Genomic DNA, 22,686 nt, shown 5'->3' with positions numbered 1-22,686 from the left:
GAGGGCGAGCACACCGGTGGACCAGTGCGTCGACACCGCGCTGCGCCTCATCGTCGGTACCAGCGGCCGAGCGGGTCGAGTCGGCACGCCTCGGCCGCGGGGTCGAGGGCGTCGAACGACCAGTCGTCGCGCGCGTTCTCCTCGTTCCAACGGTCGTCCGTGTAGGACCCGTCGACGAGGCCAGCGGCGCGGAGGCAGCGCACCGCGATGGCGGCTTCGTCGAGCTGCTCCGGGTTCCGGCGAACCTGCTCGTACAGGAAGCGGATCGAGCCGTCCCAACGACGTTCGCAGGTCTGCAGCACCGGGTCCGAGTGCTCGAAGAAGTCGTCCGGGTACGAGCCGTCCTCCGAGCCCAGTTCGAACCCGCCCGTCGCGTCGTAGGTGATCTTGTACCCAGCATCGGCGAGGCACGACGCCACGTGCGACCGTGTCTGTTCGTACTCGGCGACGGACACCGCGCCGTCCCGGAGGACGTCACGCTCGTACGCGCTGTGGGCACCCGCGTACGCGGTCTCGAACTGCGCTGCCCACGGGCCCTCGAAACCGCGGGGCCCTCCCCTGGCCGCGTCGGTCGGTGTGGCCGTGGCGGAACACCCGACGACCGATCCGGACACGAGGAACGCGATCACGACCGAGCGGACCGTGCGCTCCACGTCAGCCCCTGAGCGAGTAGCCGTAGGACACGACGTTGCCCCAGCAGGCGGACTGCTTCGACCACTGACGGGCGTTGGCCCAGTTGCCGTACTTCGACGCCGCGTTCCTGATCGCGTCCCAGTGGCGCGCCGGGACGCCCGAGCACTCGTTGTAGGCCTGCCACGTGGTCACCCTGTTGACACACGGCACCGCGCCCGCGGGCTCTGCGTGCACCGTGACGGCGACGAGCCCTCCGCCCACGAGTGTCGCAGCGATGGCCAACACCGAGATCGACTTCACGTCATTCCCCCTTTGTATCCAACGTTCCACACGAAGATATATCTCCGCTCCGGTCTCGTCAATCGAGCCAGACCGCGCGGACGTGCACCAGGATGGGACCGTGACCGGGGACCAGCACGACCAGCCGCACGTCGTCGCGGTGAGCAGGGACGACGAACACCGCTTCAGCAAGCCCGTGGTGGACGAGGTGCGCCTCGTCGCCGGGTGGGGCGTGGACGGGGACGCCCACGCCGGCACCACCGTGCAGCACCGCTCCCGGGTCGCGCGGGACCCGTCGCAGCCGAACCTGCGGCAAGTGCACCTCGTGCACGCCGAGCTCTTCGACGAGCTCGCTCCGACCGGGCACCACGTCGAGCCCGGGGAACTCGGCGAGAACGTCACGACCCGGGGCGTCGACCTCCTTTCCCTGCCGGTCGGCACGGTCCTGCGGCTCGGCGCCGACGCCAGCGTGCAGGTCACGGGACTGCGCAACCCGTGTCAGCAGATCAACGACCACGACCCGGGACTGCTCAAGCAGGTGCTCGGTCGCGCCGAGGACGGCAGCGTCGAGCGCCGGGGCGGCGTGATGGGCGTCGTCCTGACCGATGGGGTCGTGCGGGCCGGCGACCGGATCACGGTCGAGCTGCCCGTCGGCGAACGGCAGCCGCTCCAGCCCGTCTGACCGCTCGGGACGGCAGGGGCTCCGGGACGGAGGACGTCAGGACCGGGGCGGGACGAGCGACTCGAGCAGCCGCAGGACCCGCTCGCCGTCCACTGCGTCGGGGTCGAGCAGCCACTGCACCTGCAGACCGTCGGACGCCGCGATGCACAGGCTCGCCAGGTCGGCCGGGTCGAGGTCCGCGCGGATGCGCCCGGCGGCCTGGTCGGCGGTGATGAGCTCGGCGAGGTCGGCCCGCAGGCGCGTGAACCGCTCGCGCATGAAGTCCCGCGTGGTCGGATGGCCCTCCTGCACGGCGTCGGCGGCGAGCGTCGTGTAGAGCTGCACGAGCCCGGGGACCGCACGGTTGCGCGTCGCGCTCTCCCGCATGTCCCCGATCGCCGACTTCATCCGGTCCGGTGCACCCTGCTCACGCACCTCGTGCTCGCGGTACACGGCGAGCAGCAGTTCGTCGCGGCTCGGGAAGTAGTGCCGGAGCGCCGCGTGCGTGATGCCGAGCGAGTCGGCGACCGACCGGAGCGACGACGCGTCGACCCCCTGTGCGGCGACCATGCGGATCATCTCGTCGAGGATCTGCGCCCGGCGTTCGGCACCCTTGCGGTACCCACCGCGCCGGGGTGGGGTCGCGTCGTCGTCGACCTCGTTCGTCATCCCCCCAACTTACCGCTGGAAGGTTTTCGCGCCACCCCCGGTGGGCCCGCGATCAGGAGTCGATCGGCTCCGACGCCCCGTCCGGGTCGACCGTGTACTCGTCGACGGGCGTGGGCGCACCGCCGACGAGCGCCTCGGTGACCTGGTCGAGGCACCGCGCGAGCACGGCGTTGTCCTCGGTGGACAGGTGGTCCATCACCCCGACCACGGCCTCGTGGAAGCGGGCGTACGACGAGTCGATCTTCTCGGCCGCCTGCACGGTCGGCTCGAGCACCTGCGCGCGTCGGTCGGTCGGGTGCGGCGACCGCACGATGTCTCCCTTCGCGACGAGGCCGTCGACGATCTTCGTCACCGAGGCGTTCGACACGTTGAGCATGACGGCGAGGTCCTTCGGCCCCATCGCCCGCCCGTCCCGGTGCGCCTGGAGCAGGTACCGCACGGCGAGGAACTCGTTCTTCGTCAGGCTGCTCTCGGTCCGGGCCTGCTCGAGCTGCTGCTCCTGGGCGTGCTGCAGTCGGAGGAGGGCATCCACGGCGGCCTTCGCGGCTCGGGCCCGGGGCTCCCGGGCGTACAGGTGCATGTGCTCTCGGCGGACGACGGTCAGCGGCATCGGGTACGACGGTCTCTCTGTACGACGGGCTCGGCGGGGCGTCGGGGTCAGACGCTCGCAGCCGTGAAGAAGTCAGCGTACGACGGTTCGCTGCGCCGGGACAGGAGCGACGGGTCCTGGACGCGGCGCTCGACGTAGGCGTCGATGACCGCCGGGTCGGTGAGTCCCACGCGGGTGTGCGAGGCGCCGATCCGCGCTCGCTGCGGCATCCCGGTGTACGTGCTGTGCATAGCGATCCCGCCTTCCTGCGTCGTGGTGTCCTGGTCGGACGACAGAACTGTTCCACGGCGTGAACAGTTCGTGCAACGAACGGTTCGCGTTCTGTACGGTTCGCGCACCGGCCCGTCCCGGACGCTGCGCCAGGGTGGGTCGGGCCAGGATGGGAGCCATGGCCTACACCGCTGCGGACGACCGCTACGACTCGATGCCCTACCGCCGGACGGGCCGCTCCGGCCTCGACCTGCCGCTGCTCTCGCTGGGCTACTGGCACAACTTCGGCGACGACAAGCCGTTCGAGACGCAGCGGGCGATCAGCCGCCGCGCGTTCGACCTCGGCATCACGCACCACGACCTGGCGAACAACTACGGCCCGCCGTACGGTGCCGCCGAGGTCAACTTCGGCCGGCTCATGCGCGAGGACTTCCGGCCCTACCGCGACGAGATGGTCATCTCGACCAAGGCGGGCTGGGACATGTGGCCCGGGCCGTACGGGCAGGGCGGCGGGTCCCGCAAGTACGTCCTCGCCTCGCTCGACCAGTCGCTCGAGCGCACGGGCCTCGACTACGTCGACGTCTTCTACTCGCACCGCCTCGACGCGTCGACCCCGCTCGAGGAGACCATGGGTGCGCTGCACACCGCGGTGCAGCAGGGCAAGGCGCTGTACGTGGGGATCTCGTCGTACGACGCCGACCGTGCGCGCCAGGCCGCCGCGATCCTGCAGGACCTCGGCACGCCGCTCCTCATCCACCAGCCCTCGTACTCGATGCTCAACCGCTGGATCGAGACCGAGGGGCTGCTCGACGCGGCCGGCGACCTCGGGTTCGGTGTCATCGGGTTCACCGCGCTCGCGCAGGGCCTGTTGACCGGGCGCTACCTCGACGGCGTCCCGGAGGACTCCCGTGCCGCGGCGGGCAAGTCCCTCGACGCCGGCTCCCTGACCCCCGAGGTCGTCGAGCACCTGCGCGCGCTGAACGGCATCGCCGAGGAGCGCGGCCAGAGCCTGGCGCAGCTCGCCCTGGCGTGGGCGCTGCGCGACGAGCGGGTCACGTCGCTCGTGATCGGTGCCTCGCGCGTCGAGCAGCTCGAGCAGAACGTCGCCGCGCTCGGGAACCTGTCGTTCACCGAGGACGAGCTCGCGCGGATCGACGAGCACTCGGTCGGCGTCCTCGACGTCGACCTGTGGTCGGGCGCCCGTTCCGGCCAGGTGAGCTGACCGCCACCCGACGAGACGCAGGTGGGCGGTCGCCCGCGGCGACGTACCGCTGCAGGCGACCGCCCACACGACGGCGTCAGGCCAGCCCGAGCCTCGCGTCGAGCACCTCGAGCAACCGCTCCCGGAACGGCACCGACGACCAGCCGTGGTCCGCGCCGTCGACGACGGTCAGCGTCGCACCCGGCAGGAGCTCGGCGTACCGGCGCCCGTACGACACCGGCACGATCGTGTCCTCGGTGCCGTGCACCACGTCGACCGGACCGGTGTACCCGGCGACCGGCCCGTAGACGTCCAGGTCGGCGCGGACGTCCTCGATGAACGCGGCGCCGAGCACCATGCCGCCGAAGTCGAACCAACCACGCTCCCGCACCGGGGCGAGCGGCTGACCCTGGATGACGTCGTCGACCGTGATGTCGTCCACGACCACACCGGCCGGCGACCACAGGGTCAGCGTCCGGACCAGCTCGGGGACGCGGGCTGCGGCCAGCGCCGACTCGACCGCGCCGAGGCTGTGCGCGACGACGTGCACGCCCTGGCCCCGGTCGGCCGCGCGGATCATCGCGACGACCTGGTCGACCTCGTCCCGGATGGTGATGTCGGCGAACTCGCCGTCGCTCACGCCCTGACCGAGCCGGTCGTGGCTCCGGACGACGGCACCGCGGGCGACGAGGTGCCGCGCGGTCTGCACGAAGAGCTGTCGCCCACCGGTCGCGCTGTCGCTGAACCCGTGCACGAGCAGCACGACGGGCGCGTCGGCAGCGGACGCGCCGGCACCGGAGGCACCGGACGCGCCGGCACCGGACGCACCGGACGCAGGGTCAGCCGGCTCCCACTGCCACCCGCGGATCGTCCGTCCGTGGTGGTCGAGCGTCGTCGGCGAGACCCGCGGGTCGGCGGCCTGCAGCGGCACGGCGCCCATCAGTCGGTCCGGTCCGCCCAGCCGGCGGGCAGGTCGCCCGGGGCGGTGTCGATCACCGACTCGTCGTCCGCGCCGACGTGCTCGAACAGCGTGATGTGCGCGAACTCGGGGACGACGTAGATCGGGTAGGTCGGCCCCTCGTCGCGGAAGCGCTGCATCTCGTCGAGGTGGTCGTTCTGGAACAGGACCGTCTTCGACCCGTCGAGCTCGATCCAGCGCGGGAAGAAGATCGTGCCGTGCAGGACGCGCTGCTCGGGCAGGACGTTGACGACGACGCTCGTGCCGGTCGGCTCGTTCCACGACACCTTGTAGACGCCCGCGGCGAGCGCCACGAGGTCGACGGTCTGGTCCTTCACCCAGCGGCCGCCGACGTGACCGGTGTGGATGCGGTAGTCGATCGTCGTCGCGTTCTTGACGTACATCTCGTACTGCCAGCCGTTGGCGTAGGTGTAGACGAACCGGTGTCCGACGATGCCGGAGAGGTCCTGGGGCGGTTCGGGGTGTTCGACGGAGGTGGTGGTGGTCATGTCCCCAGCCTGCTCCCGGAATGGTTTTGTTGCAAACAAAACTGGCTGATAGGTTGCCCAGCATGGCGGGTACGGACGACGACACGGCGCGCATCGCCCGCCGGCTCAGCGACCGGGTCGGACCGTTCCGGCGCACACTCCTCCGTACCTCGCGGGCGGTGGCGGGTCTGCCGGACATCCCGGAGGCCCAGATCGAGGTCCTCCGCGCGCTCGGCACCGACCCGCAGATCGGCACGGCGCCCTCCGCCCTCGCCGCGCGCCTCGGCCTCGCCCGGTCCACCGTGAGCAACCTCGTCTCGGCGATGGAGCAGTCCGGCCTCGTCGAGCGCCGGGTCGTCGGTGGGGACGGGCGCCGTGCCACCGTGCACCTGACCCCGCTCGCGACGGACCGCCTCCGGACCTACGACGACGCCGCGACCTCCGTCCTCGTCGACGCCCTCGACCGGCTCTCCGACGCCGACCGGCACGCCCTCGCGCAGGCGCTCCCGGCCCTCGAACGCCTGCACCACGAGGTCGCCGGGCGCCCCGAGGACTGACGGCCCCGCGGCCGGCCCGACGGCCCACAGGTGACGAGACCGGCCGGTCCGATCGTTCCCAGCGACCTCTGAGCCTGCTCTTGGCACTCCTGAGGCGAGAGTGCTAGAACTCTGGTCGTCGGGTCGCGGGGACCCGACGAGGACCACGAAGGAGTTGATCTCGATGACGATGCAGTACGACCCGTTCCGCGAGCTCGACCGACTCGCCGGCACCCTGCTCGGAGCCGGCACGGGCGCACCCCGGTCGATGCCGATGGACCTCTACCGCAGCGGCGACCACTACGTCCTCGACGTCGACCTGCCGGGCATCGACCCGGGGTCGGTGGACGTCGACGTCGACGGGTCCGTCCTCACCCTGCGCGCGGAGCGCACGCTCGGCGCCCCCGAGGGATCGCAGTGGATCACCCGGGAGCGTCAGCCCGGCACGTTCGTCCGGCAGCTCACCCTCGGCGACCACCTGGACACGGCACGCATCAGCGCCGCCTACGACAACGGCGTGCTCAGCGTCACGATCCCGGTCAAGGAGTCGTCGAAGCCGCGCAAGGTCACGGTCACCACCGGCGGCGGCGCCCAGCAGCTCGCGGTCGGCGGCTCCGACGGCCGCGGCACGGACGCCGACGGCGGCAGCTCGGCGACGAGCGCCCTGACCGGCGCAACCAGCACGACCGGCGCAACCAGCACGACCGGTGCAGCCAGCACGACCGGTGCGGCCGGCACGACGAGCGGTGCGGCCGGCACGACCAGCGCCTGACGGAGGCACGGTGGCAGCACTCATCAACGCCCTGTTCGCCGTCGCCGTCACCACCACGGCCCTGACGGCCACGAGCCTCGACCGCCGTACCGCCGCGCTCCTCGGCGCGACCGGTGGCACGGTCGGGAACTTCCTCGTCTGGGTGGTCGCCCCGGGCGCGTGGGCCGACGGGTGGCTGCTCCCGTGGATCGCGGCCGTCGTCGGCACGGTCGCCCTGATCGCCGGGTGGAGCGCGACGCGCGCCTACGCCGGGATCACGCGACCGGCGCGCAGCGAACCGGTGGACGACACGACGACCCTCACCACCCTGCGGGGCTGAGACGACGACGGACGGGAGGCGCGGTGCCAGCCGGCACCGCGCCTCCCGTCCGTCTGCCGGTCGCGTCCGCGACCGCGACCGGCGTGACCACTACTCCTTGTGCAGGGTGTCCTGCACGAGCCCCGCGGTCTTCTCGACCACGTTCGGCAGCTCGGTCGTGCCGTACAGCCGCACGTCCGGGTGCGTGGGCGGGGGCATCGGCACCGACGAGGTGGGGCCGTCGTGGTACGAGTACTCGCCCTTGCCGTCGAACGAGGGGCCGCTCGCCCACGGCCCGTCGGCAGCCGCGGCACCGTCGGAGAAGTTGAGGTACTGGTAGCTGAACTCCGACGCCTCCTTCGCCTGCGGGAAGTTGCTCGGCACGGGGAAGCCCTCCACGCCCTTCTCGCGCAGCTCGGCCGCGGCGGTCGCCCACATGTTCTGGTGCATGGTGTCGCGGGCGATGAGGAACGAGAGCAGGTCCCGCACGCCGTGGTCGTCGGTCATGTGGTACAGCCGTGCGGCCTGGACGCGGCCCTGCATCTCGGCGTTCTCGTTCGCGGTGAAGTCGGCGAGCAGGTTGCCCGAGGCCGTGATGTACGAGCCCTGCCACGGGTTGCCGTTGCTGTCGACCGGGCGCGCTCCGGCGCCGGCGACGATGGCGTGCTGCACGTCGGTGCCGCCCACGATCGCGGCGACGGTCGGGTCGTCCTGCAGCGCGTCCTCGGTGATGCCGAGCGGGCTCTTCTCGAGCAGCTGCGCGATCATCGTCGCGAGCATCTCGACGTGCCCCATCTCCTCGGCACCGATGCCGAAGACCATGTCTCGGTACTTGCCCGGGATGTGCATGTTCCACGCCTGGAACTGGTACTGCAGGGCGACGGAGATCTCGCCGTACTGGCCGCCGAGCACCTCCTGGAGCTTCCGCGCGTAGACGGCGTCCGGCTTGTCCGGGGTGGCCTTGAACTGGAGTTCCTGCTTGTGGAAGTACAAATCGTGCTCCTTCGCGTGCTGGGTTCGGTCGGTCAGAGGATGGGTGTGCCGCCGGTGACGGCGACCCGGGCACCGGAGACGTAGCTGCCGTCGTCGCTGGCGAGCAGCACGTACACCGGGGCGAGTTCGGCGGGCTGGCCCGCGCGGCCGAGCGGCGTCTGCGTGCCGAACTGCTCGACCTCCTCAGGCGGCATCGTCGAGGGGATGAGCGGCGTCCAGATCGGGCCGGGCGCGACGCTGTTGACGCGGATGCCCCGCGGGCCGAGCAGCTGCGCGAGCGCTGCCGACAGGTTCGCGACGCCGGCCTTCGTGACGTCGTACGGCGCCAGGTCGGGCTTCGGGTTGTCGGAGTTCACCGAGCTCGACCCGATGATCGACGACCCCGGTCCGAGGTGCGGCAGCGCGGCCTTCACGAGGTGGAAGTAGGCGCTGAGGTTCGTCGCGAGGGTGTGGTCCCACTCCTCGTCGCTGATCTCCTCGATCGTCTCGTGGGTCATCTGGTACGCCGCGTTGTTCACGAGGACGTCCAGGCCGCCGAGCTCGTCGACCGCGGTCGCGACGACGGACCGGCAGTACGCCGGGTCGCTCACGTCGCCGGGGAACAGGACGGCCTTCCGACCGGCCTCCTCGATCCAGCGCTTCGTGTCCTGCGCGTCGTCCTCTTCCTCGGGTAGGTAGCTGACGAGCACGTCGGCGCCCTCGCGGGCGAAGGCGATCGCGACGGCCTTGCCGATGCCGCTGTCGCCGCCGGTGATCACCGCGCGCTTCCCGGTGAGCTTGCCCGAGCCACGGTAGGACTGCTCGCCGTGGTCGGCGGTCGGCGTGAGCTCCCGGTCACTGCCCGGGGGCCGCTGCTGGTCGGGCTGCTGCTGGTCGGTCATGCGCGCTCCCTGTCGTCGTCCGGACGGTGTCGGTCCACCGGTGCCGTCGTGTGCTGTCCGCGACGTCCGGCGGTGGCCGCGGCGTCCGTTCGGTCCGCCACCGGGGCCGTCGTGGGCGATGGTCGGCGGGCCGGACTGGGCAGCCGTCCAAGGTGGACGGATCGCGCGGATCGGGTGGCCGGATCGCGCGGGAGACGCCCCGGCCACGCGGGACGGTGCTCCGACGCCGCAGCCGTCAGCACGCCGGACAGCGCACCGGACGGCACGCAGCACCGCGGCCTACCGTGGCGCGCATGGACCTCGAACTCACCGGCCGGACCGCCCTCGTCGTCGGCGGTCGCGGGTACATCGGCAGCGTCGTCGCCGAGACCCTCCGTCGCGAGGGCGCGCACGTCGTCGTCGCCTCCCGCACCGCCGACGGCCCCGACGACGTCCGCATGGACACCGCGTCGCAGGAGTCGGTCGACGCCGCGGTCGCGCGGGTGCTCGACCAGCACGGACGCATCGACGTCCTCGTGGTCACCGCGGCGCCCGCGGCGGGCACGCTCGACCCCGACCGGGCATCCGACCCCGAGCAGGTCGCCGCCGCGATCGACGGCAAGGCGCTCGGCTTCCTCCGCGTCGCGAACGCCGTGCTCCCCGCGCAGCGTGCCGCCGGCTTCGGCCGCGTCGTCGTGGTGAGCGGGCAGAACGCCTACCTCGCGGGGAACATCACGACCTCGCTCCGGAACGCGGCGACGAACGTCATCGCGAAGAACCTCGCCGACCAGGTCGCCGGTACCGGTGTGGCCGTGAACGTCGTGAACCCGGGCACGGTGACGGACGAGCCGGCAGCGCAGGTGCAGCGCGGCGCCGGTGGCGAGTCGAGCCCGCAGCAGATCGCGGACCTCGTCGCGTTCCTCGCCTCACCGCGGTCCGCCGTGAGCGGCGAGTCCGTCTCGATCGCACACCGCGTGCTCGGACAGCTCACGATCTGAGACGCGAGCGACGGGCGGCCGGGAGGCGCGTGGCGGCGCCGCCACGCGCCTCCCGGCCGCCGGTCGGTCACCGTCACCGCGCGCCGTGCGCCGTGCGCGAGCCGTTCCGGCCCGGGCCGAGATCCGGGCCGACCGGTCGGCCGTCGTCCGGTGACGCGGTCACGCGTGGTCACGCGGTCACGCGGTCACGCGGTCACGCGGTCACGCGGTCACGCGGTCACGACCAGGGTGACGGCTCAGCCCAGTCCGTCGAGGACCACGAGGATCACCCGCAGCGGGAAGACCGCCACCCGGTGCCACCAGCGCTCCGGACGGTCCGGCACCACGGTCGCTCGGTCCAGGAGCGCGGTCGGTACCGTCGCGGAGCACGGGTCCGCACCCTCGGGCGCACCGGTGTGGTCCCGCTCGGACCGGCAGGCGGCACACTCGGTGCCGCTCCCGTCCGAGGGCGCACCGGGATGCCCCGCCCACGGGTGTGCACAGGCGCGGCAGACCGTGTCGCGCAGACGGCGCCGCAGCACGCGCCCGAGCACGGTGGGTGCAGGGGCCGTGGGGGCGGTTCCGGCTCCCCCGGCGGGCTCGGTACGGGACACGTGCTGATCCTGCCGCATCCGCGCACCCGCGTGGGCGCTCCGACCCTCCCGGGCTCCGGACCGCAGGACGACCGGGTTCGTCCTTCCGGACGACGGCGCTCGTCCCTCCGCCCGATGCCCCGCGCCGCCTCCTCCGCGAGGCTCGTCAGCATGGAGACCTCGACCAAGCACGTGATCGCAACCCTCGCGACCTGCGCCGCGATCATCGCCGTCACGGCGGTCGCCCTGATCGCGATGTCCCCGATCCCGTGAACCCCGCCACGCCCGAGCGCCGTGCGATGATCGATCCGTGAGGGGCGGTCAGGGGTTCACCAGGGTCCTCCCTCGCCGATCCCTCGTCGTCGACCTGACGTGGGCCGCGCTCGCCTGCCTCGTCTTCCTCGCACCGATCGACCTCGAGCTCGAACGGGCGAGCGCCCTCGCCGTCACGGCCGCGACCGTCGCGATCGCCCTCCGTCGGCTCAGCCCGTCCGGGGCGATGCTCGCCGCGGTCGCCCTCGGCGTCGTCCAGGTGTGGAACGGGGAGCGTCCCTCACTCGTCGACGTCGCGCTCTTCGTCGTGGTCGGCAGCGTCGCGATCGTCGGCACGAAGATCGAGGTCGTCCTCGCCGGTCTGCTCTCCCTCGGCGCCGGAGTCCTCGCCTCCCTGTACCTCTCCAAGACCGGTTACCGGTACGCACTGCTGCTGAACGGGCCCTCGGAGCAGGTCGCGATCGTCCTCGCGGCGCCGACCCTCGCGCTCGTCTCGGTCTGGGCGGGCGGGCTCGCCACCCGGGCCGTCCGCTCCCAGAACGCCGAGGCCGTCCGCCGCATCGACGCCGAGGCCGCGGCCACGCGCGCCGAGGCGGTCGCGAACCGGGCCGAGGCCGTCGCCACCCGCGCCGTGGACGAAGCCGAGTCCGAGCGCATCCGCGCCGACATCGCCCGCGACGTGCACGACGTCGTCGGCCACTCCCTCGCCGTGATCATCGCGCAGGCCGACTCCGTGCCGTTCCTCGACGACGAGGCACGCGTGCGCGAGGTCAGCGCCACCATCGCGAGCACCGCCCGGAGCTCCCTGGTCGAGGTGCGCCAGGTCCTCGGCCACATCGACGGGTCCGACGCCACCGTCGACCCGGCCTCCTTCGAGGAGATCGTCCGCGGCATCCGCGACGCCGGTGTCACGGTCGAGCACACCGTCCGGGGTGCCTCCCGACCGCTCGGCCCGGTGCACGGGACCGCGGCCCGCCGGGTGCTGCAGGAGATGCTGACGAACGCGCTCCGACACGGCGTGCCCGGCGGTGCCGTCGACGTCCGCGAGACCTGGCGGTCGGCGGACCTCGTGCTCGAGGTCGAGAACGCCGTGCGCTCCGCCTCGCTCCCGGTCGGCGAGGAGCTCGGCATCGACGAACTCGCCGCCCACCCGCGCGGATCCGGCCGCGGACTCACCGGCATGCAGACCCGACTCACCACGATCGGCGGGTCCTTCGACGCCGCCGTGCTCGACGACGTGTTCACCGCACGCGCGCGCATCCCGTACGACGTCCGAGGGGGGACGAACCGATGACCGAGCCACACAGCGGCGCACGCACCGGCACCGAACGGGGTGCCGAGCCGCCGACCGGCCCCGCCGCGGCCCCGATCCGCATCCTGCTCACCGACGACCAGGCACTGTTCCGCGCCGGCCTGCGGGTCGTCCTCGACGCCCAGCCCGACATGCAGGTCGTCGGCGAGGCGTCGGACGGCGCCGAGGCCCTCGACCGCATCCGCGAACTGCGCCCCGACGTGGTGCTGCTCGACATGCGGATGGCCGGCATGGACGGCGTCGAGACCGTCCGACAGCTCTACTCCGGTGCCGTGGGCGAGCCGCTCCCCCGCGTCGTCGTGCTGACCACGTTCGGCCTCGACCCCGCGGCGGCGACCGCGATCCGCCTGGGCGCGAGCGGATTCCTGCTCAAGGACACCACGCCGCCGTTCCTGTTCGCCGCGGTCCGGGCCGTGCACGAGGGCAGCTCGGTGATCGCGCCGAACGACGTCTCGCAGCTGTTCGGCGCCGACGTCGAGCGCGCGCCGAAGCCCCAGCCCGCCGCGTTCCAGACCCTGACCGACCGGGAGCGGATCGTGTTCGGGTGGGCTTCGCGCGGGCTGTCGAACGCCGAGATCGCGGCGAAGGAGTTCGTCACCGAGTCGACCGTGAAGACGCAGATCTCGAGCATCCTCGGCAAGCTCTCGCTCCGCGACCGGGTCCAGCTCGTCGTGTACGCCCACGACCACGGGCTCGCCGGGACCCGCGAGGGCGGCCGGTCCGCGACCTGACCGTCGGGCCGCGCACACCGCCCGGTATTCTGTACTCGTGTTCCTGCTCGTCGTCGCCGCGGTCTTCCTCATCGCCTACCTGGTCTGCCGCCGTCGCGACCCGAGGATGCTGCGGAACGGCGTCTTCCTCACCACCGCCGTCGTGTTCGGCGTGCTCGGCGGACTGGTCGTCGCCGCCGACTGGTCGCTGCCCGCGGTCGTCGCCCTCGGGCTGCTCGCACTCGCGCTCCCGATCAGCGTCGTGGTGTTCGGCGTCGCCCTCGTCGCCAACGGTGTGACCATGCTCCGCAAGGAGGGGCGGAGCCTCGGCAACCAGCTCTCCCTGCTCGCCGGTGTCGCCGTGCTCGTCCTGCCGGTCGTCGCCGTCGTGCTCGTCGTCCGGTTCGGCGTCGTGGGCGTGACCGTCGCGGCACTGCTCGCCCTCGTCTCCGCGTACGCGAGTGCCGCCTTCGTCTCGTTCGCCCTCTACTCGGTGGTGTACGGGCGGATGCGCCACGGCGTCGCCCCGACCGCGGTCGTCGTGCACGGGGCGGGCCTGCGCGCGGACGGCACGGTGACCCCGCTCCTGCGCGGCCGACTCGACCGGGGCGTCCAGGCGTGGCGTGCCGAGGTGGCGCGGGGCAACCGCCCGCTCCTCGTGCCGTCCGGCGGACAGGGGTCGGACGAGGTCCGGGCCGAGGCGACCGCGATGCGCGAGTACCTGCTCGACCAGGGCGTCCCCGCCGAGGACCGGTCGACCACGACCCGCGAGAACATCGAGCGCTCGGTCGAGCTGCTGCGCGACGCCGGTCGGACCGGACCGCTGCTGCTCGTGACGAGCGACTACCACGTCCTCCGCACCGCCTCCCTCGCCCGCCGACTCGGCGCGGACGCCCAGGTCGTCGGCTCCCGGACCGCCCGCTACTACGTCCCGAGCGCGTTCCTGCGCGAGTTCGTCGCGCTGCTCGTGGAGCACCGGTGGGTGAGCGTCGTCGCCCTGGGACCCTTCGTGGCGCTGGCGGCCGCGATCGCCGTGGGCGAGCTCACCGGCCTGGCCCACTGATCGACCTCCGGGCTACCGTGTCGGGGTGGGGAACGAGGACGGGGAACACCAGGTCGCTGCCGACGCGTGGGGGCGCGCCGGCCTGACCCCGGCGCAGCAGACGTTCGTCCGGTCGGTGCTGCCGGACGTCGAACTCGTCGCCGACCACTCCTGGGGGCTGCTCGACACCGTCGTGCTCCACGTGCGGTCGGGCGGACGCGACCTCGTCGTCAAGGCGTGCGGGCCGCAGAACACCCACTTCCCCCGCGAGCTCACGGCGCACCGCGGGTGGACCGACGTGCTCGTCGCGCGCGGCGACGCCGGAGCCCTGGTCGCGGCGGACGAGGACACCCGGGTCCTCGTGCTCGACCGGGTCCCGGGCCGTCTCGCGCTCGGCACCCCGGACGAACACGACCCCGCGGTGCACCGGCAGGCGGGCGCCCTGCTCCGACGCCTCCACGACCAGACGGCGCGGACCGACCCGACCTACGCCGAGCAGGAGCAGGCGAAGACCACGGCTCAGCTCGACCGGCGGCACCGGATCCCGGCCGAGCGGGTCGAGGCCGTCCGCGCCGTGCTCGCCCGGTTCCGTCCGACCCCGGTGACCGTCGTGCCGACGCACGGCGACTGGCAGCCCCGCAACTGGGTGGTCGATGACGGCCGCCTCCGCGCGATCGACCTCGGACGCTTCGCGTTCCGTCCGCGACGGACCTCACACGGCTCGCCGTCCTGCACTGGCAGCACGACCCGGCGCTCGAGACCGCCTTCATCGACGGGTACGGGGGCGATCCCCGGACCCCGGACGCGTGGCGCTGGATCCAGCTCCGCGAGGCCGTCGGCACCGCGGTGTGGGCACACGAGGTGGGTGACGCCGGCTTCGAGGAGCAGGGGCACCGGATGCTCGACGACGCCCTCGCTGCCTTCGCGGGCTGACGGGCCGGGGCAGCGGACGTCCCGGGGCAGCGGACGTCCCGGGGCAGCAGACTCCCGGAAACGCGGAACGGCCCCCGGATTCCTCCGGGGGCCGTTCCTCACCTGGTGCGCGAGGGGGGACTTGAACCCCCACGCCGTTTCCAGCACACGGACCTGAACCGTGCGCGTCTACCAATTCCGCCACTCGCGCCAGCCCGGCAACATTAGCACGGCGCCGAGGGGCCCCGTGACCACTGTCAGACGGGCCCGGGTGCCACCCACTACCATGCAGTGGTCCGTGACCGACGACACTGGAGACACATGGGCCTCTTGGACAGCTTCGAGCGAGGGTTGGAGCGCGCCGTCAACGGTGCATTCGCGAAGACCTTCCGCTCCGGCGTGCAGCCCGTGGAGATCTCGAGCGCCCTGCGCCGCGAGCTCGACACCAAGGCCGCCGTGGTGTCGCGGGAGCGCATCCTCGTGCCGAACGAGTTCACCGTCCGGCTCGCACCGCCGGACTTCACGCGCATGAACGACGTGGGACGGCCGCTCATCGACGAGCTGACCTCGATGGTGCAGCAGCACGCCGTGGCGCAGAACTACTCGTTCTCGGGCCCGGTGACGATCCGGTTGCAGCAGGACGGCACGCTCTCGACCGGGATCCTTCAGGTGGACTCGAGCACCGTGCAGCGCGACGTCGCGTGGGTCGCGGTCCTCGACATCGGCTCCCAGCGGCACCGGCTGCAGCGCGGACGCACCGTGATCGGCCGCGGGACGGACGCCGACATCACCGTCGCCGACACCGGCACGAGCCGCAAGCACGTCGAGGTGATCTGGGACGGCAAGCACGCCCAGGCCAACGACCTGGGGTCGACGAACGGCTCGAAACTCGACGGTCAGCGCTTCCAGCAGGCCATCGTGGAGCCGGACTCGACGATCGAGATCGGTCGTACCCGTATGGTGTTCCGGGTGATCCCCGAGAGCGACGGAGGTGCTCGATGACCACAGGGCTGACCCTGCTCGTCCTGCGCTTCGCGTTCCTCGCGGTGCTGTGGCTGTTCGTGTTCGTGATCGTCTTCGCCCTGCGGAGCGACCTGTTCGGCCAGCGCGTGCGCACGATCCCCACCGATCCGAAGGCCGCACCGTCCGGCCCGACGACCCCCGTGGTCCCCGCTGCGGCTGCTCCGGCGGCCGCGTCGGGTGGCGCGTTCACCGAGCTGATCGGGCAGTCCTCCGGACCGACGCCGCAGCAGACCGCGAGCGGCGTCCCGACGCGGCTCGTCATCACCGAGGGCGCACGTGAGGGTCTCGAGATGCCGCTCGGCGGCGGACCGATCACCATCGGCCGCTCGAGCGAGTCCAACGTCGTGATCCGCGACGACTACACGTCCACCCACCACGCCCGCCTGGAACTCCGGGCGTCGGGGTGGGTCCTCACCGACCTCGAGTCCACGAACGGCACCTTCGTCGACGGTCAGAAGGTGACCACCCCCGTGACCATCGCGGAGCGGACACCGATCACGATCGGGACGACGACGTTCGAGCTGCGGCGGTAACCCGGACATGACCGCTCGCACGCTGAGCGCCGCTGTGTCCCACGTGGGGCGCATCCGCGCCAACAACCAGGACTCCGGCTACGCCGGCACCCACCTCTTCGCCGTCGCCGACGGCATGGGCGGCCACGCGGGCGGCGACGTCGCCTCCGCGATCGCCATCCGTCGGATCCGCGAGGTGGACCGCGAGTTCCCCTCCGCGCACGACGCCGAGTTCGCCCTGCAGTCGGCCCTCATCGCCGCCAACCAGCTCATCACCGAGACGGTCTTCGAGCACCAGGAACTCACCGGCATGGGCACCACGGTGTCCGCGCTCATCCGGGTCGGCGAGCAGATCGCCATCGCCCACATCGGCGACTCGCGCATCTACCGGATGCGCGACGGTGAGCTGCAGCAGATCACCTCCGACCACACGTTCGTGCAGCGGCTCGTCGACAGCGGTCGCATCACACCGGAGGAAGCAGCGGTCCACCCGCGCCGCTCGGTGCTCATGCGGGTGCTCGGCGACGTCGACGCGGCACCCGAGGTCGACACTGCCGTCATGGACATCCAGGCCGGCGATCGCTGGCTCCTCTGCTCCGACGGCCTGTCCTCGTACCTCGCCGAGGAGCGCATCCGACACGCCCTGGCGTCGACGATGGACGCCAACCAGGTCACCCAGCGCCTGGTCAAGGAGACGCTCGACCACGGCGCCCCCGACAACGTCACCGTCGTCGTGATGGACGTGACCGACGGCGACGTGGTCGACGACGACGAGGCCGCCACCACGGTCGGGTCCGCCGCAGCACCCCTGACCTTCGAGGCGTCGACCGGCCGCAAGCCGATCCGCCTCCCCACGATCCTGCTGCACCCCCTCAAGGTCAGCGCCGCGCCCGAGGACTCGCACTTCGAGCCCGAGTCGGACCAGTACTTCGCCGAGCTCATCGCCGAGGACCGTCGTCGCCGGGTGCGCCGACGGATCGGTTGGACGATCGCGCTCGTCGCGGCGGTCGGGCTGCTCGTCGGCGCCGTGTTCCTGGGCTGGCGGATCACGCAGGACCACTACTACGTGGGCACCGACCGCGGCACCGTCGCGATCTACAAGGGCGTCCAGCAGTCGATCGGTCCGATCGCGCTGTCCGACGTGTACGAGGACACCGACATCAGCACCGCGTCGCTGCCGGAGTACACCCGCGAGAACGTCCGCTCGACGATCAACGCGACGTCGTTGTCCGACGCTCGGGACATCGTCGACCGCCTGCGCAAGGCCGCGGAGACCGGACAGGACCAGGCCGGGACCGGTGGCGACGGGACCCCGTCGTCCTCGCCGACGCCCACCCCGTCCGACTCCCCGACCGAGGCGCCGGCAGCACCGGCGGCACCGGCGGCAGCGGGAACGCCCTCGCCCGGGGCGGAGGCGCTGTGATGAGCACCGCCACCGCACAGTCCTTCACCCAGGCGATCACGATCAAGCTCCGCGAACCCGCGCGCGCCCGCAACCTCGAGCTCGTGCTGCTCGTCATCGCTTGCGGCATCTGCGCCGGGGCGATGGTGCTCGTCCAGCTCGGCACCAAGGGCCGCCTGTTCGACACGGGCGTGCTGTGGGTCGGGGGCGGGATCCTCGGGCTCGCGCTCGTCATGCACTGCGTGCTCCGGGTCGTCGCGAAGAACGCCGACCCGTTCATCCTGCCGGTCGCCCTCGTGCTCAACGGCATCGGGATCGCCGAGATCTACCGCATCGACGTCCACAACGGCCTGACCGGCTGGGACGCGATCGGCGTGAAGCAGATCGTCTGGACGATGCTCGCGATGGTGCTCGCGACGATCACCGTCGTGGTGGTCCGCAACCACCGGTTCCTGCAGCGCTACCGCTACATCTTCATGGCGCTGACGATCTTCCTGCTCCTCATGCCGATGCTGCCGGGGATCGGCGAGAACATCGGCGGCGCACGCGTCTGGATCCGGATCGGCCCGTTCTCGTTCCAGCCGGGTGAGCTCGCGAAGATCACCATGGCGCTGTTCTTCGCCGGGTACCTCGTCACCGCCCGCGACTCGCTGTCGATCGTCGGCAAGAAGTTCCTCGGCATGACGTTCCCGCGAGCACGTGACCTCGGCCCGATCCTGGTGATGTGGGGCGCCGCGATGGCCGTCCTCGTCTTCCAGCGCGACCTCGGCACGGCGCTGCTGTACTTCGGCCTGTTCCTCGTGATGATCTACGTCGCCACGGGACGGCTCAGCTGGGTCGCGATCGGCCTGACGCTGTTCATCGGTGGTGCGATCGTCGCCCAGGCCGCCCTCGTGTACGTGCGCGGCCGGTTCGAGCAGTGGCTCGACCCGTTCGACCAGGCGATCTTCTCGCGACAGACGCAGGGCAGCTACCAGCTCGTGCAGGGCCTGTTCGGGTTCGCGAACGGCGGCATCACCGGGACCGGCCTCGGGCAGGGCCGGCCGTACATCACCCCGGTGGCGAACGCCGACTACATCGTCGCGTCCCTCGGTGAGGAACTCGGGCTCATCGGTGTCTTCGCGATCCTGGCACTGTTCATCGTGCTGGCCTCCCGCGGCCTGCGGGTGGCCTTCATGGCCCAGGACGACTTCGGCAAGCTCCTCGGGGTCGGCTTCGGCTTCACGATCGCCCTGCAGGTGTTCGTCGTCGTCGGCGGCATCACCCGCATCATCCCGGTGACCGGTCTGACCACGCCCTTCATGGCGGCCGGTGGGTCCTCCCTGATCGCCAACTGGATCATCGCGGCGATGCTGCTGCGACTGACCGACGCGATCCCCGCAGAACAGCGCGTCCAGCAGGGCGCTATCCCGGCCGCGCGCGGGAAGGCTCCGCGCACGAAGGCCGCGACCAGGAAGGAGCACAGCCGGTGAACCGACAGCTCCGCGGTGTCTCGACCGTCATCGTGCTCATGTTCGTCGCACTGTTCGTGTCGACGACCTCGATCCAGTTCTTCGCGTCCGACTCCCTGCGCGCCGACTCGCGCAACTCCCGGACCATCCTGGACAGCTACTCCACCAAGCGGGGCGCGATCCTCGTCAACGGCAGCCCGATCGCCGAGTCGACCCCGGTGGACGACCAGTACCAGTACCAGCGCTCCTACACGAACGGTGCGCTCTACTCGGCCGTCACGGGGTACTTCACGATCGGCCAGGGCAACACCGGCATCGAGGGCGCCGAGAACTCGGTCCTGTCGGGCAACTCCGACGCCTCGTTCTTCCAGAACCTCAACGCGATCCTCACCGGGCAGGACATCCAGGGCGACAACGTCAACCTGACGATCGACCCCGACGTGCAGCAGGCCGCGTACGACGCCCTCGGGTCGAACTCCGGCGCCGTCGTCGCGATCCAGCCGAAGACCGGCAAGATCCTCGCGATGGTGTCCAAGCCCGAGTACGACCCGAACGCGCTCACCTCGCACGACACCGCGAAGGTCAAGGCCGAGTACGACGCCCTCCTCGCGCAGAAGCCCACCCCCTTGCAGAACCGCGCCATCGGCGGCGACCTCTACACGCCGGGATCGGTCTTCAAGCTCGTCGTCGCGTCGGCCGCGCTCAAGGACGGCAAGTACGACCTCGACTCCGAGTTCCCGAACCCGGCCCGGCTCCAGCTCCCCGGCACGAACACGTTCATCAACAACGCCGAGGGCGGGTCCTGCGGCGGTGGCGAGACGGTGAAGCTGCGCACGGCGATCCAGTACTCGTGCAACATCCCGTTCGCGGAGCTCGGCCAGAAGCTCGGGTACGACGAGATCAAGTCCGTCGCCGACGAGTACGGGTTCGGCGACGCCATCGAGGTGCCGATGCGCGCCACGGCGAGCCAGTACCCCGACGTCGACTCGACCGCCCAGCTCATGCTGAGCGCCTTCGGCCAGGCCAGCGTGCGCGTGTCGCCGCTGCAGATCGCGATGGTGTCGGCCGGTATCGCCAACGGTGGCAAGGTCATGCAGCCGTCGCTCGTCGACTCGATCACGACGAGCGACCTGAAGACCGTCGAGTCGTTCTCGCCGCGCCAGTACAGCGACCCGCTGTCCGGCTCCGAGGCGGCCGACCTGACCGAGGCGATGCAGAGCGTCGTCAACGACGGCACCGGTACCAATGCCAAGATCGACGGTGTCGACGTCGCCGGCAAGACCGGCACGGCGGAAGGCGGTACGGGCGATCCGTACACGCTCTGGTTCACGGGGTTCGCCCCGGCCAAGGACCCGGAGGTGGCCGTCGCGGTCGTCGTCGGGAACGGTGGCGGACGCGGACAGTCCGGCGTCGGCAACACGGTCGCGGCCCCGGTCGCGAAGAAAGTCATGGAGGCGGTGCTGAACAAATGAGACCCACCAGCGGACTCACCTTCGGTGGGCGGTACCAGCTCTCCTCCCGTGTCGCGATCGGCGGCATGGGCGAGGTCTGGCAGGCCACCGACCTCGTCATCGGACGGACCGTCGCACTCAAGATCCTCAAGGACGAGTACCTCGGCGACCCGGGCTTCCTCGAGCGCTTCCGCGCCGAGGCCCGGCACGCCGCGCTCGTCAACCACGAGGGCATCGCCAACGTCTTCGACTACGGCGAGGAGGACGGCAGCGCCTACCTCGTGATGGAGCTCGTCCCCGGCGAGGCCCTGTCGACCATGATCGAACGCGAGCACACGCTCCCGGTCGACAAGGTGCTCGACATCGTCGCGCAGACCGCGAACGCACTGCAGGCCGCGCACGCCGTGGGCCTCGTGCACCGCGACATCAAGCCGGGCAACCTGCTCATCACCCCGGACGGCCGCGTCAAGATCACCGACTTCGGGATCGCGCGCATCGCCGACCAGGTGCCGCTCACGGCGACCGGGCAGGTGATGGGCACGGTCCAGTACCTGTCGCCCGAGCAGGCGAGCGGTCACCCGGCCTCGCCGTCCACCGACGTCTACTCGCTCGGCATCGTCGCGTACGAGGCCCTCGCCGGCCGGCGCCCGTTCACGGGTGAGTCGCAGGTCGCGATCGCGATGGCGCACATCAACGAGCAGCCCCCCGCGCTGCCGTCCGACGTGCCGGAGCCCGTGGCCGCACTCGTGCTGTCCTGCATCGCGAAGAAGCCCGCCGACCGTCCCGCGACCGCGGCGAACCTGGCGCGTGCCGCCCAGGCGCTCCGCCGTGGCGACGTCGCGGCCGCCACCGTCGCGGTCCCCGCCGTCGGCGGTGCCGGCACCGTCGCGTTCAACCCTCCGGCGGACCGCGGCGACGACCAGGCGACCGCACTCATCGGCACCCAGGCCGGCGCCCTCGCCGGTCCGCCGACCACGCCGGGATCGCCCGCCTCGCCCGACGAGGACGAGCCGAAGAAGCGTGCCTGGATCTGGTGGGTCGTCGGTGGGGTCGCCCTCCTGGCGATCATCGGCGCGGTCGTCGCGTTCGCGCTCAACGGCGGTGGGAACGGCGACGGCGGGAAGACCCCGGCGTCCCAGTCGCCCAGCGCCTCGGCGCGGCCGAGCAACACGCCGTCCCCGACCCCGTCGCAGCCGGCCCGGCAGTTCATCGACAAGAGCCAGTACGTCGGCCGTGCCACCGACGACGTCCGCAACGCCCTCCAGGAGCTCGGCTTCGAGGTGGACGTGCAGGACGGCAGCCCCGCGCCGACCGCTGCACAGGCGAACACCGTCGCCGACCTGACCCCCACGGGCAGCGTCATGGACGGCACGACCATCACGGTCACGCAGTACACGACCCCGCCGACGGCCAACAAGCCGAACACCCCGAACGCGTCGTCGGTGTCGAGCACGGGGTCGGTCACCTTCAGCTGGTCGGCCGCCACCTGCCCGGACGGCTACTCGGTGTCGAAGTACTCGTGGAAGGTCACCGGTGGGAAGGACGCCTCCGGTGCGACCTCGGGTGACACCAGCTCGACCGCGGTGACGATCCAGGCCGACGCCGCCGGCACCCCGGTGTCGTTCAGCTACAACGTGACGTGCGGCTCGCTCGCGCCCTCCGAGGACTCGGACCCCGCCACGGCCACCTGGACGTCGAGCCCCTCGCCGACCTCCACGCCCCCGGCGAACGGAGCGGGAACGGGCACCGGTACGGGTACCTCGAAGACCGGCTGAGCGTCACCCGGACGGGGGCTTCCGACACCGTTGCGTAACGGTTGGTCGGGAGCCTCCGCCGTCAGCCGGCTGCCAGTGAACGCTG

Annotated in this window: 23 protein-coding genes, 1 tRNA gene and 2 pseudogenes; 16 read left to right on the top strand and 10 right to left on the bottom strand. The window is 71.7% G+C overall.

Annotation, left to right across the window (positions count from 1 at the left end; all coding sequences use genetic code 11):
- Positions 1–47: 47 nt before the first annotated feature.
- The gene (locus QOL16_RS00210) at positions 48–653 is read right to left on the bottom strand and encodes a hypothetical protein (protein ID WP_071285827.1); all 606 of its coding nucleotides are present in this window, start codon (positions 651–653) and stop codon (positions 48–50) included.
- A gap of 1 nt (position 654) precedes the next feature.
- Positions 655–825, bottom strand: coding sequence for a hypothetical protein (locus tag QOL16_RS00205; RefSeq protein WP_171898805.1), 171 nt, complete (start codon positions 823–825; stop codon positions 655–657).
- A 208-nt stretch (positions 826–1,033) separates the two neighbouring features.
- On the opposite strand from QOL16_RS00205, the gene QOL16_RS00200 reads away from it, so the two are divergent.
- Complete coding sequence (locus QOL16_RS00200; protein ID WP_071285856.1) at positions 1,034–1,594, top strand: MOSC domain-containing protein; 561 nt, start codon at positions 1,034–1,036, stop codon at positions 1,592–1,594.
- A gap of 36 nt (positions 1,595–1,630) precedes the next feature.
- Here QOL16_RS00200 and QOL16_RS00195 read toward each other — a convergent pair whose 3' ends face one another.
- From QOL16_RS00195 to QOL16_RS00185, 3 genes are read right to left on the bottom strand one after another with little or no spacing between them, the layout of a single operon-like run.
- A complete protein-coding gene (locus tag QOL16_RS00195) occupies positions 1,631–2,242 on the bottom strand; it encodes a TetR/AcrR family transcriptional regulator (protein ID WP_071285831.1) in 612 nt (203 codons plus the stop codon).
- 52 nt (positions 2,243–2,294) lie between these two features.
- Entirely contained in the window at positions 2,295–2,852 is a 558-nt protein-coding gene (locus tag QOL16_RS00190; RefSeq protein ID WP_071285839.1) for a MarR family winged helix-turn-helix transcriptional regulator, read from the bottom strand.
- Between the two features lie 47 nt (positions 2,853–2,899).
- The gene (locus QOL16_RS00185; protein ID WP_065963754.1) at positions 2,900–3,082 is read right to left on the bottom strand and encodes a hypothetical protein; all 183 of its coding nucleotides are present in this window, start codon (positions 3,080–3,082) and stop codon (positions 2,900–2,902) included.
- A gap of 158 nt (positions 3,083–3,240) precedes the next feature.
- On the opposite strand from QOL16_RS00185, the gene mgrA reads away from it, so the two are divergent.
- On the top strand, positions 3,241–4,284 hold the full coding sequence (gene mgrA, locus QOL16_RS00180) for an L-glyceraldehyde 3-phosphate reductase (protein ID WP_071285841.1): 1,044 nt from the start codon (positions 3,241–3,243) through the stop codon (positions 4,282–4,284).
- Positions 4,285–4,360: 76 nt separating this feature from the next.
- Here mgrA and QOL16_RS00175 read toward each other — a convergent pair whose 3' ends face one another.
- Positions 4,361–5,203 carry an alpha/beta hydrolase gene (locus QOL16_RS00175; protein WP_071285843.1) on the bottom strand — a complete coding sequence of 281 codons (843 nt, stop codon included), beginning with the start codon at positions 5,201–5,203 and terminating at the stop codon, positions 4,361–4,363.
- Positions 5,203–5,730, bottom strand: a complete 528-nt coding sequence (locus QOL16_RS00170; RefSeq protein ID WP_071248219.1) for a phenolic acid decarboxylase — start codon at positions 5,728–5,730, stop codon at positions 5,203–5,205. Before QOL16_RS00170 ends, QOL16_RS00175 begins: the two co-directional genes overlap by 1 nt.
- 62 nt (positions 5,731–5,792) lie before the next feature.
- Here QOL16_RS00170 and QOL16_RS00165 point away from each other — a divergent pair, with 62 nt between their 5' ends.
- The 3 genes and pseudogenes from QOL16_RS00165 (at position 5,793) to QOL16_RS00155 (ending at position 7,336) form a co-directional block, all read left to right on the top strand.
- Positions 5,793–6,266 (top strand): MarR family winged helix-turn-helix transcriptional regulator, encoded by a 474-nt coding sequence (locus tag QOL16_RS00165; protein WP_065963745.1) that lies wholly within the window; start codon positions 5,793–5,795, stop codon positions 6,264–6,266.
- 163 nt (positions 6,267–6,429) lie between these two features.
- A pseudogene (locus tag QOL16_RS00160) lies at positions 6,430–6,879 on the top strand (Hsp20/alpha crystallin family protein); the annotation flags it as partial.
- 148 nt (positions 6,880–7,027) lie between these two features.
- Complete coding sequence (locus QOL16_RS00155) at positions 7,028–7,336, top strand: hypothetical protein (RefSeq protein ID WP_071248212.1); 309 nt, start codon at positions 7,028–7,030, stop codon at positions 7,334–7,336.
- Positions 7,337–7,426: 90 nt separating this feature from the next.
- On the opposite strand, the gene QOL16_RS00150 is transcribed toward QOL16_RS00155, so the two are convergent.
- On the bottom strand, positions 7,427–8,308 hold the full coding sequence (locus tag QOL16_RS00150) for a manganese catalase family protein (RefSeq protein WP_065963743.1): 882 nt from the start codon (positions 8,306–8,308) through the stop codon (positions 7,427–7,429).
- 32 nt (positions 8,309–8,340) lie between these two features.
- Positions 8,341–9,189 carry an SDR family oxidoreductase gene (locus QOL16_RS00145; RefSeq protein WP_071285844.1) on the bottom strand — a complete coding sequence of 283 codons (849 nt, stop codon included), beginning with the start codon at positions 9,187–9,189 and terminating at the stop codon, positions 8,341–8,343.
- A 293-nt stretch (positions 9,190–9,482) separates the two neighbouring features.
- Here QOL16_RS00145 and QOL16_RS00140 point away from each other — a divergent pair, with 293 nt between their 5' ends.
- From QOL16_RS00140 to QOL16_RS17225, 5 genes and pseudogenes are all read left to right on the top strand, one after another.
- The gene (locus QOL16_RS00140; RefSeq protein WP_071285846.1) at positions 9,483–10,166 is read left to right on the top strand and encodes an SDR family NAD(P)-dependent oxidoreductase; all 684 of its coding nucleotides are present in this window, start codon (positions 9,483–9,485) and stop codon (positions 10,164–10,166) included.
- 882 nt (positions 10,167–11,048) lie between these two features.
- A complete protein-coding gene (locus tag QOL16_RS00135) occupies positions 11,049–12,305 on the top strand; it encodes a sensor histidine kinase (protein ID WP_083394035.1) in 1,257 nt (418 codons plus the stop codon).
- Positions 12,302–13,054, top strand: coding sequence for a response regulator transcription factor (locus QOL16_RS00130; protein ID WP_254780318.1), 753 nt, complete (start codon positions 12,302–12,304; stop codon positions 13,052–13,054). The genes QOL16_RS00135 and QOL16_RS00130 overlap by 4 nt, the downstream gene beginning before the upstream one ends.
- 37 nt (positions 13,055–13,091) lie before the next feature.
- Positions 13,092–14,096 (top strand): YdcF family protein, encoded by a 1,005-nt coding sequence (locus QOL16_RS00125; protein ID WP_071285264.1) that lies wholly within the window; start codon positions 13,092–13,094, stop codon positions 14,094–14,096.
- Between the two features lie 25 nt (positions 14,097–14,121).
- A pseudogene (locus QOL16_RS17225) lies at positions 14,122–14,691 on the top strand (aminoglycoside phosphotransferase family protein); the annotation flags it as partial.
- A gap of 420 nt (positions 14,692–15,111) precedes the next feature.
- Here QOL16_RS17225 and QOL16_RS00115 read toward each other — a convergent pair.
- Positions 15,112–15,198, bottom strand: a tRNA-Leu gene (locus QOL16_RS00115).
- A gap of 110 nt (positions 15,199–15,308) precedes the next feature.
- Here QOL16_RS00115 and QOL16_RS00110 point away from each other — a divergent pair.
- Genes QOL16_RS00110 through QOL16_RS00085 form a run of 6 tightly spaced genes read left to right on the top strand, consistent with a single transcriptional unit; the run spans position 15,309 to position 22,601 of the window.
- Complete coding sequence (locus QOL16_RS00110) at positions 15,309–15,989, top strand: DUF3662 and FHA domain-containing protein (RefSeq protein WP_065960415.1); 681 nt, start codon at positions 15,309–15,311, stop codon at positions 15,987–15,989.
- Positions 15,986–16,543 (top strand): FHA domain-containing protein, encoded by a 558-nt coding sequence (locus QOL16_RS00105; RefSeq protein WP_065960419.1) that lies wholly within the window; start codon positions 15,986–15,988, stop codon positions 16,541–16,543. The genes QOL16_RS00110 and QOL16_RS00105 overlap by 4 nt, the downstream gene beginning before the upstream one ends.
- A 7-nt stretch (positions 16,544–16,550) precedes the next feature.
- Positions 16,551–17,945, top strand: a complete 1,395-nt coding sequence (locus tag QOL16_RS00100; RefSeq protein ID WP_254780316.1) for a Stp1/IreP family PP2C-type Ser/Thr phosphatase — start codon at positions 16,551–16,553, stop codon at positions 17,943–17,945.
- Positions 17,945–19,396: an FtsW/RodA/SpoVE family cell cycle protein gene (locus tag QOL16_RS00095; RefSeq protein WP_065960574.1), complete on the top strand. Its 1,452-nt coding sequence runs from the start codon at positions 17,945–17,947 to the stop codon at positions 19,394–19,396. The genes QOL16_RS00100 and QOL16_RS00095 overlap by 1 nt, the downstream gene beginning before the upstream one ends.
- On the top strand, positions 19,393–20,847 hold the full coding sequence (locus QOL16_RS00090; RefSeq protein WP_065960423.1) for a penicillin-binding protein 2: 1,455 nt from the start codon (positions 19,393–19,395) through the stop codon (positions 20,845–20,847). Before QOL16_RS00095 ends, QOL16_RS00090 begins: the two co-directional genes overlap by 4 nt.
- Positions 20,844–22,601, top strand: a complete 1,758-nt coding sequence (locus QOL16_RS00085) for a protein kinase (RefSeq protein ID WP_071248038.1) — start codon at positions 20,844–20,846, stop codon at positions 22,599–22,601. Before QOL16_RS00090 ends, QOL16_RS00085 begins: the two co-directional genes overlap by 4 nt.
- Positions 22,602–22,686: the final 85 nt, after the last annotated feature.

The organism is Curtobacterium sp. MCBA15_004 (assembly GCF_001865055.2).
GTDB lineage: Bacteria > Actinomycetota > Actinomycetes > Actinomycetales > Microbacteriaceae > Curtobacterium.
Note: the sequence above shows the minus strand (reverse complement) of the source record. Positions and strands in the feature narration are given on the sequence as shown.

What these genes read in the sequence shown, in the direction of transcription:
- QOL16_RS00170 (WP_071248219.1), bottom strand. Translation starts at nt 5,730, where the DNA reads ATGACCACCACCACCTCCGTCGAACACCCCGAACCGCCCCAGGACCTC.
- QOL16_RS00140 (WP_071285846.1), top strand. Translation starts at nt 9,483, where the DNA reads ATGGACCTCGAACTCACCGGCCGGACCGCCCTCGTCGTCGGCGGTCGC.
- QOL16_RS00195 (WP_071285831.1), bottom strand. Translation starts at nt 2,242, where the DNA reads ATGACGAACGAGGTCGACGACGACGCGACCCCACCCCGGCGCGGTGGG.
- mgrA (WP_071285841.1), top strand. Translation starts at nt 3,241, where the DNA reads ATGGCCTACACCGCTGCGGACGACCGCTACGACTCGATGCCCTACCGC.
- QOL16_RS00165 (WP_065963745.1), top strand. Translation starts at nt 5,793, where the DNA reads ATGGCGGGTACGGACGACGACACGGCGCGCATCGCCCGCCGGCTCAGC.
- QOL16_RS00190 (WP_071285839.1), bottom strand. Translation starts at nt 2,852, where the DNA reads ATGCCGCTGACCGTCGTCCGCCGAGAGCACATGCACCTGTACGCCCGG.
- QOL16_RS00185 (WP_065963754.1), bottom strand. Translation starts at nt 3,082, where the DNA reads ATGCACAGCACGTACACCGGGATGCCGCAGCGAGCGCGGATCGGCGCC.
- QOL16_RS00100 (WP_254780316.1), top strand. Translation starts at nt 16,551, where the DNA reads ATGACCGCTCGCACGCTGAGCGCCGCTGTGTCCCACGTGGGGCGCATC.
- QOL16_RS00105 (WP_065960419.1), top strand. Translation starts at nt 15,986, where the DNA reads ATGACCACAGGGCTGACCCTGCTCGTCCTGCGCTTCGCGTTCCTCGCG.
- QOL16_RS00085 (WP_071248038.1), top strand. Translation starts at nt 20,844, where the DNA reads ATGAGACCCACCAGCGGACTCACCTTCGGTGGGCGGTACCAGCTCTCC.
- QOL16_RS00175 (WP_071285843.1), bottom strand. Translation starts at nt 5,203, where the DNA reads ATGGGCGCCGTGCCGCTGCAGGCCGCCGACCCGCGGGTCTCGCCGACG.
- QOL16_RS00130 (WP_254780318.1), top strand. Translation starts at nt 12,302, where the DNA reads ATGACCGAGCCACACAGCGGCGCACGCACCGGCACCGAACGGGGTGCC.
- QOL16_RS00095 (WP_065960574.1), top strand. Translation starts at nt 17,945, where the DNA reads ATGAGCACCGCCACCGCACAGTCCTTCACCCAGGCGATCACGATCAAG.
- QOL16_RS00110 (WP_065960415.1), top strand. Translation starts at nt 15,309, where the DNA reads ATGGGCCTCTTGGACAGCTTCGAGCGAGGGTTGGAGCGCGCCGTCAAC.
- QOL16_RS00145 (WP_071285844.1), bottom strand. Translation starts at nt 9,189, where the DNA reads ATGACCGACCAGCAGCAGCCCGACCAGCAGCGGCCCCCGGGCAGTGAC.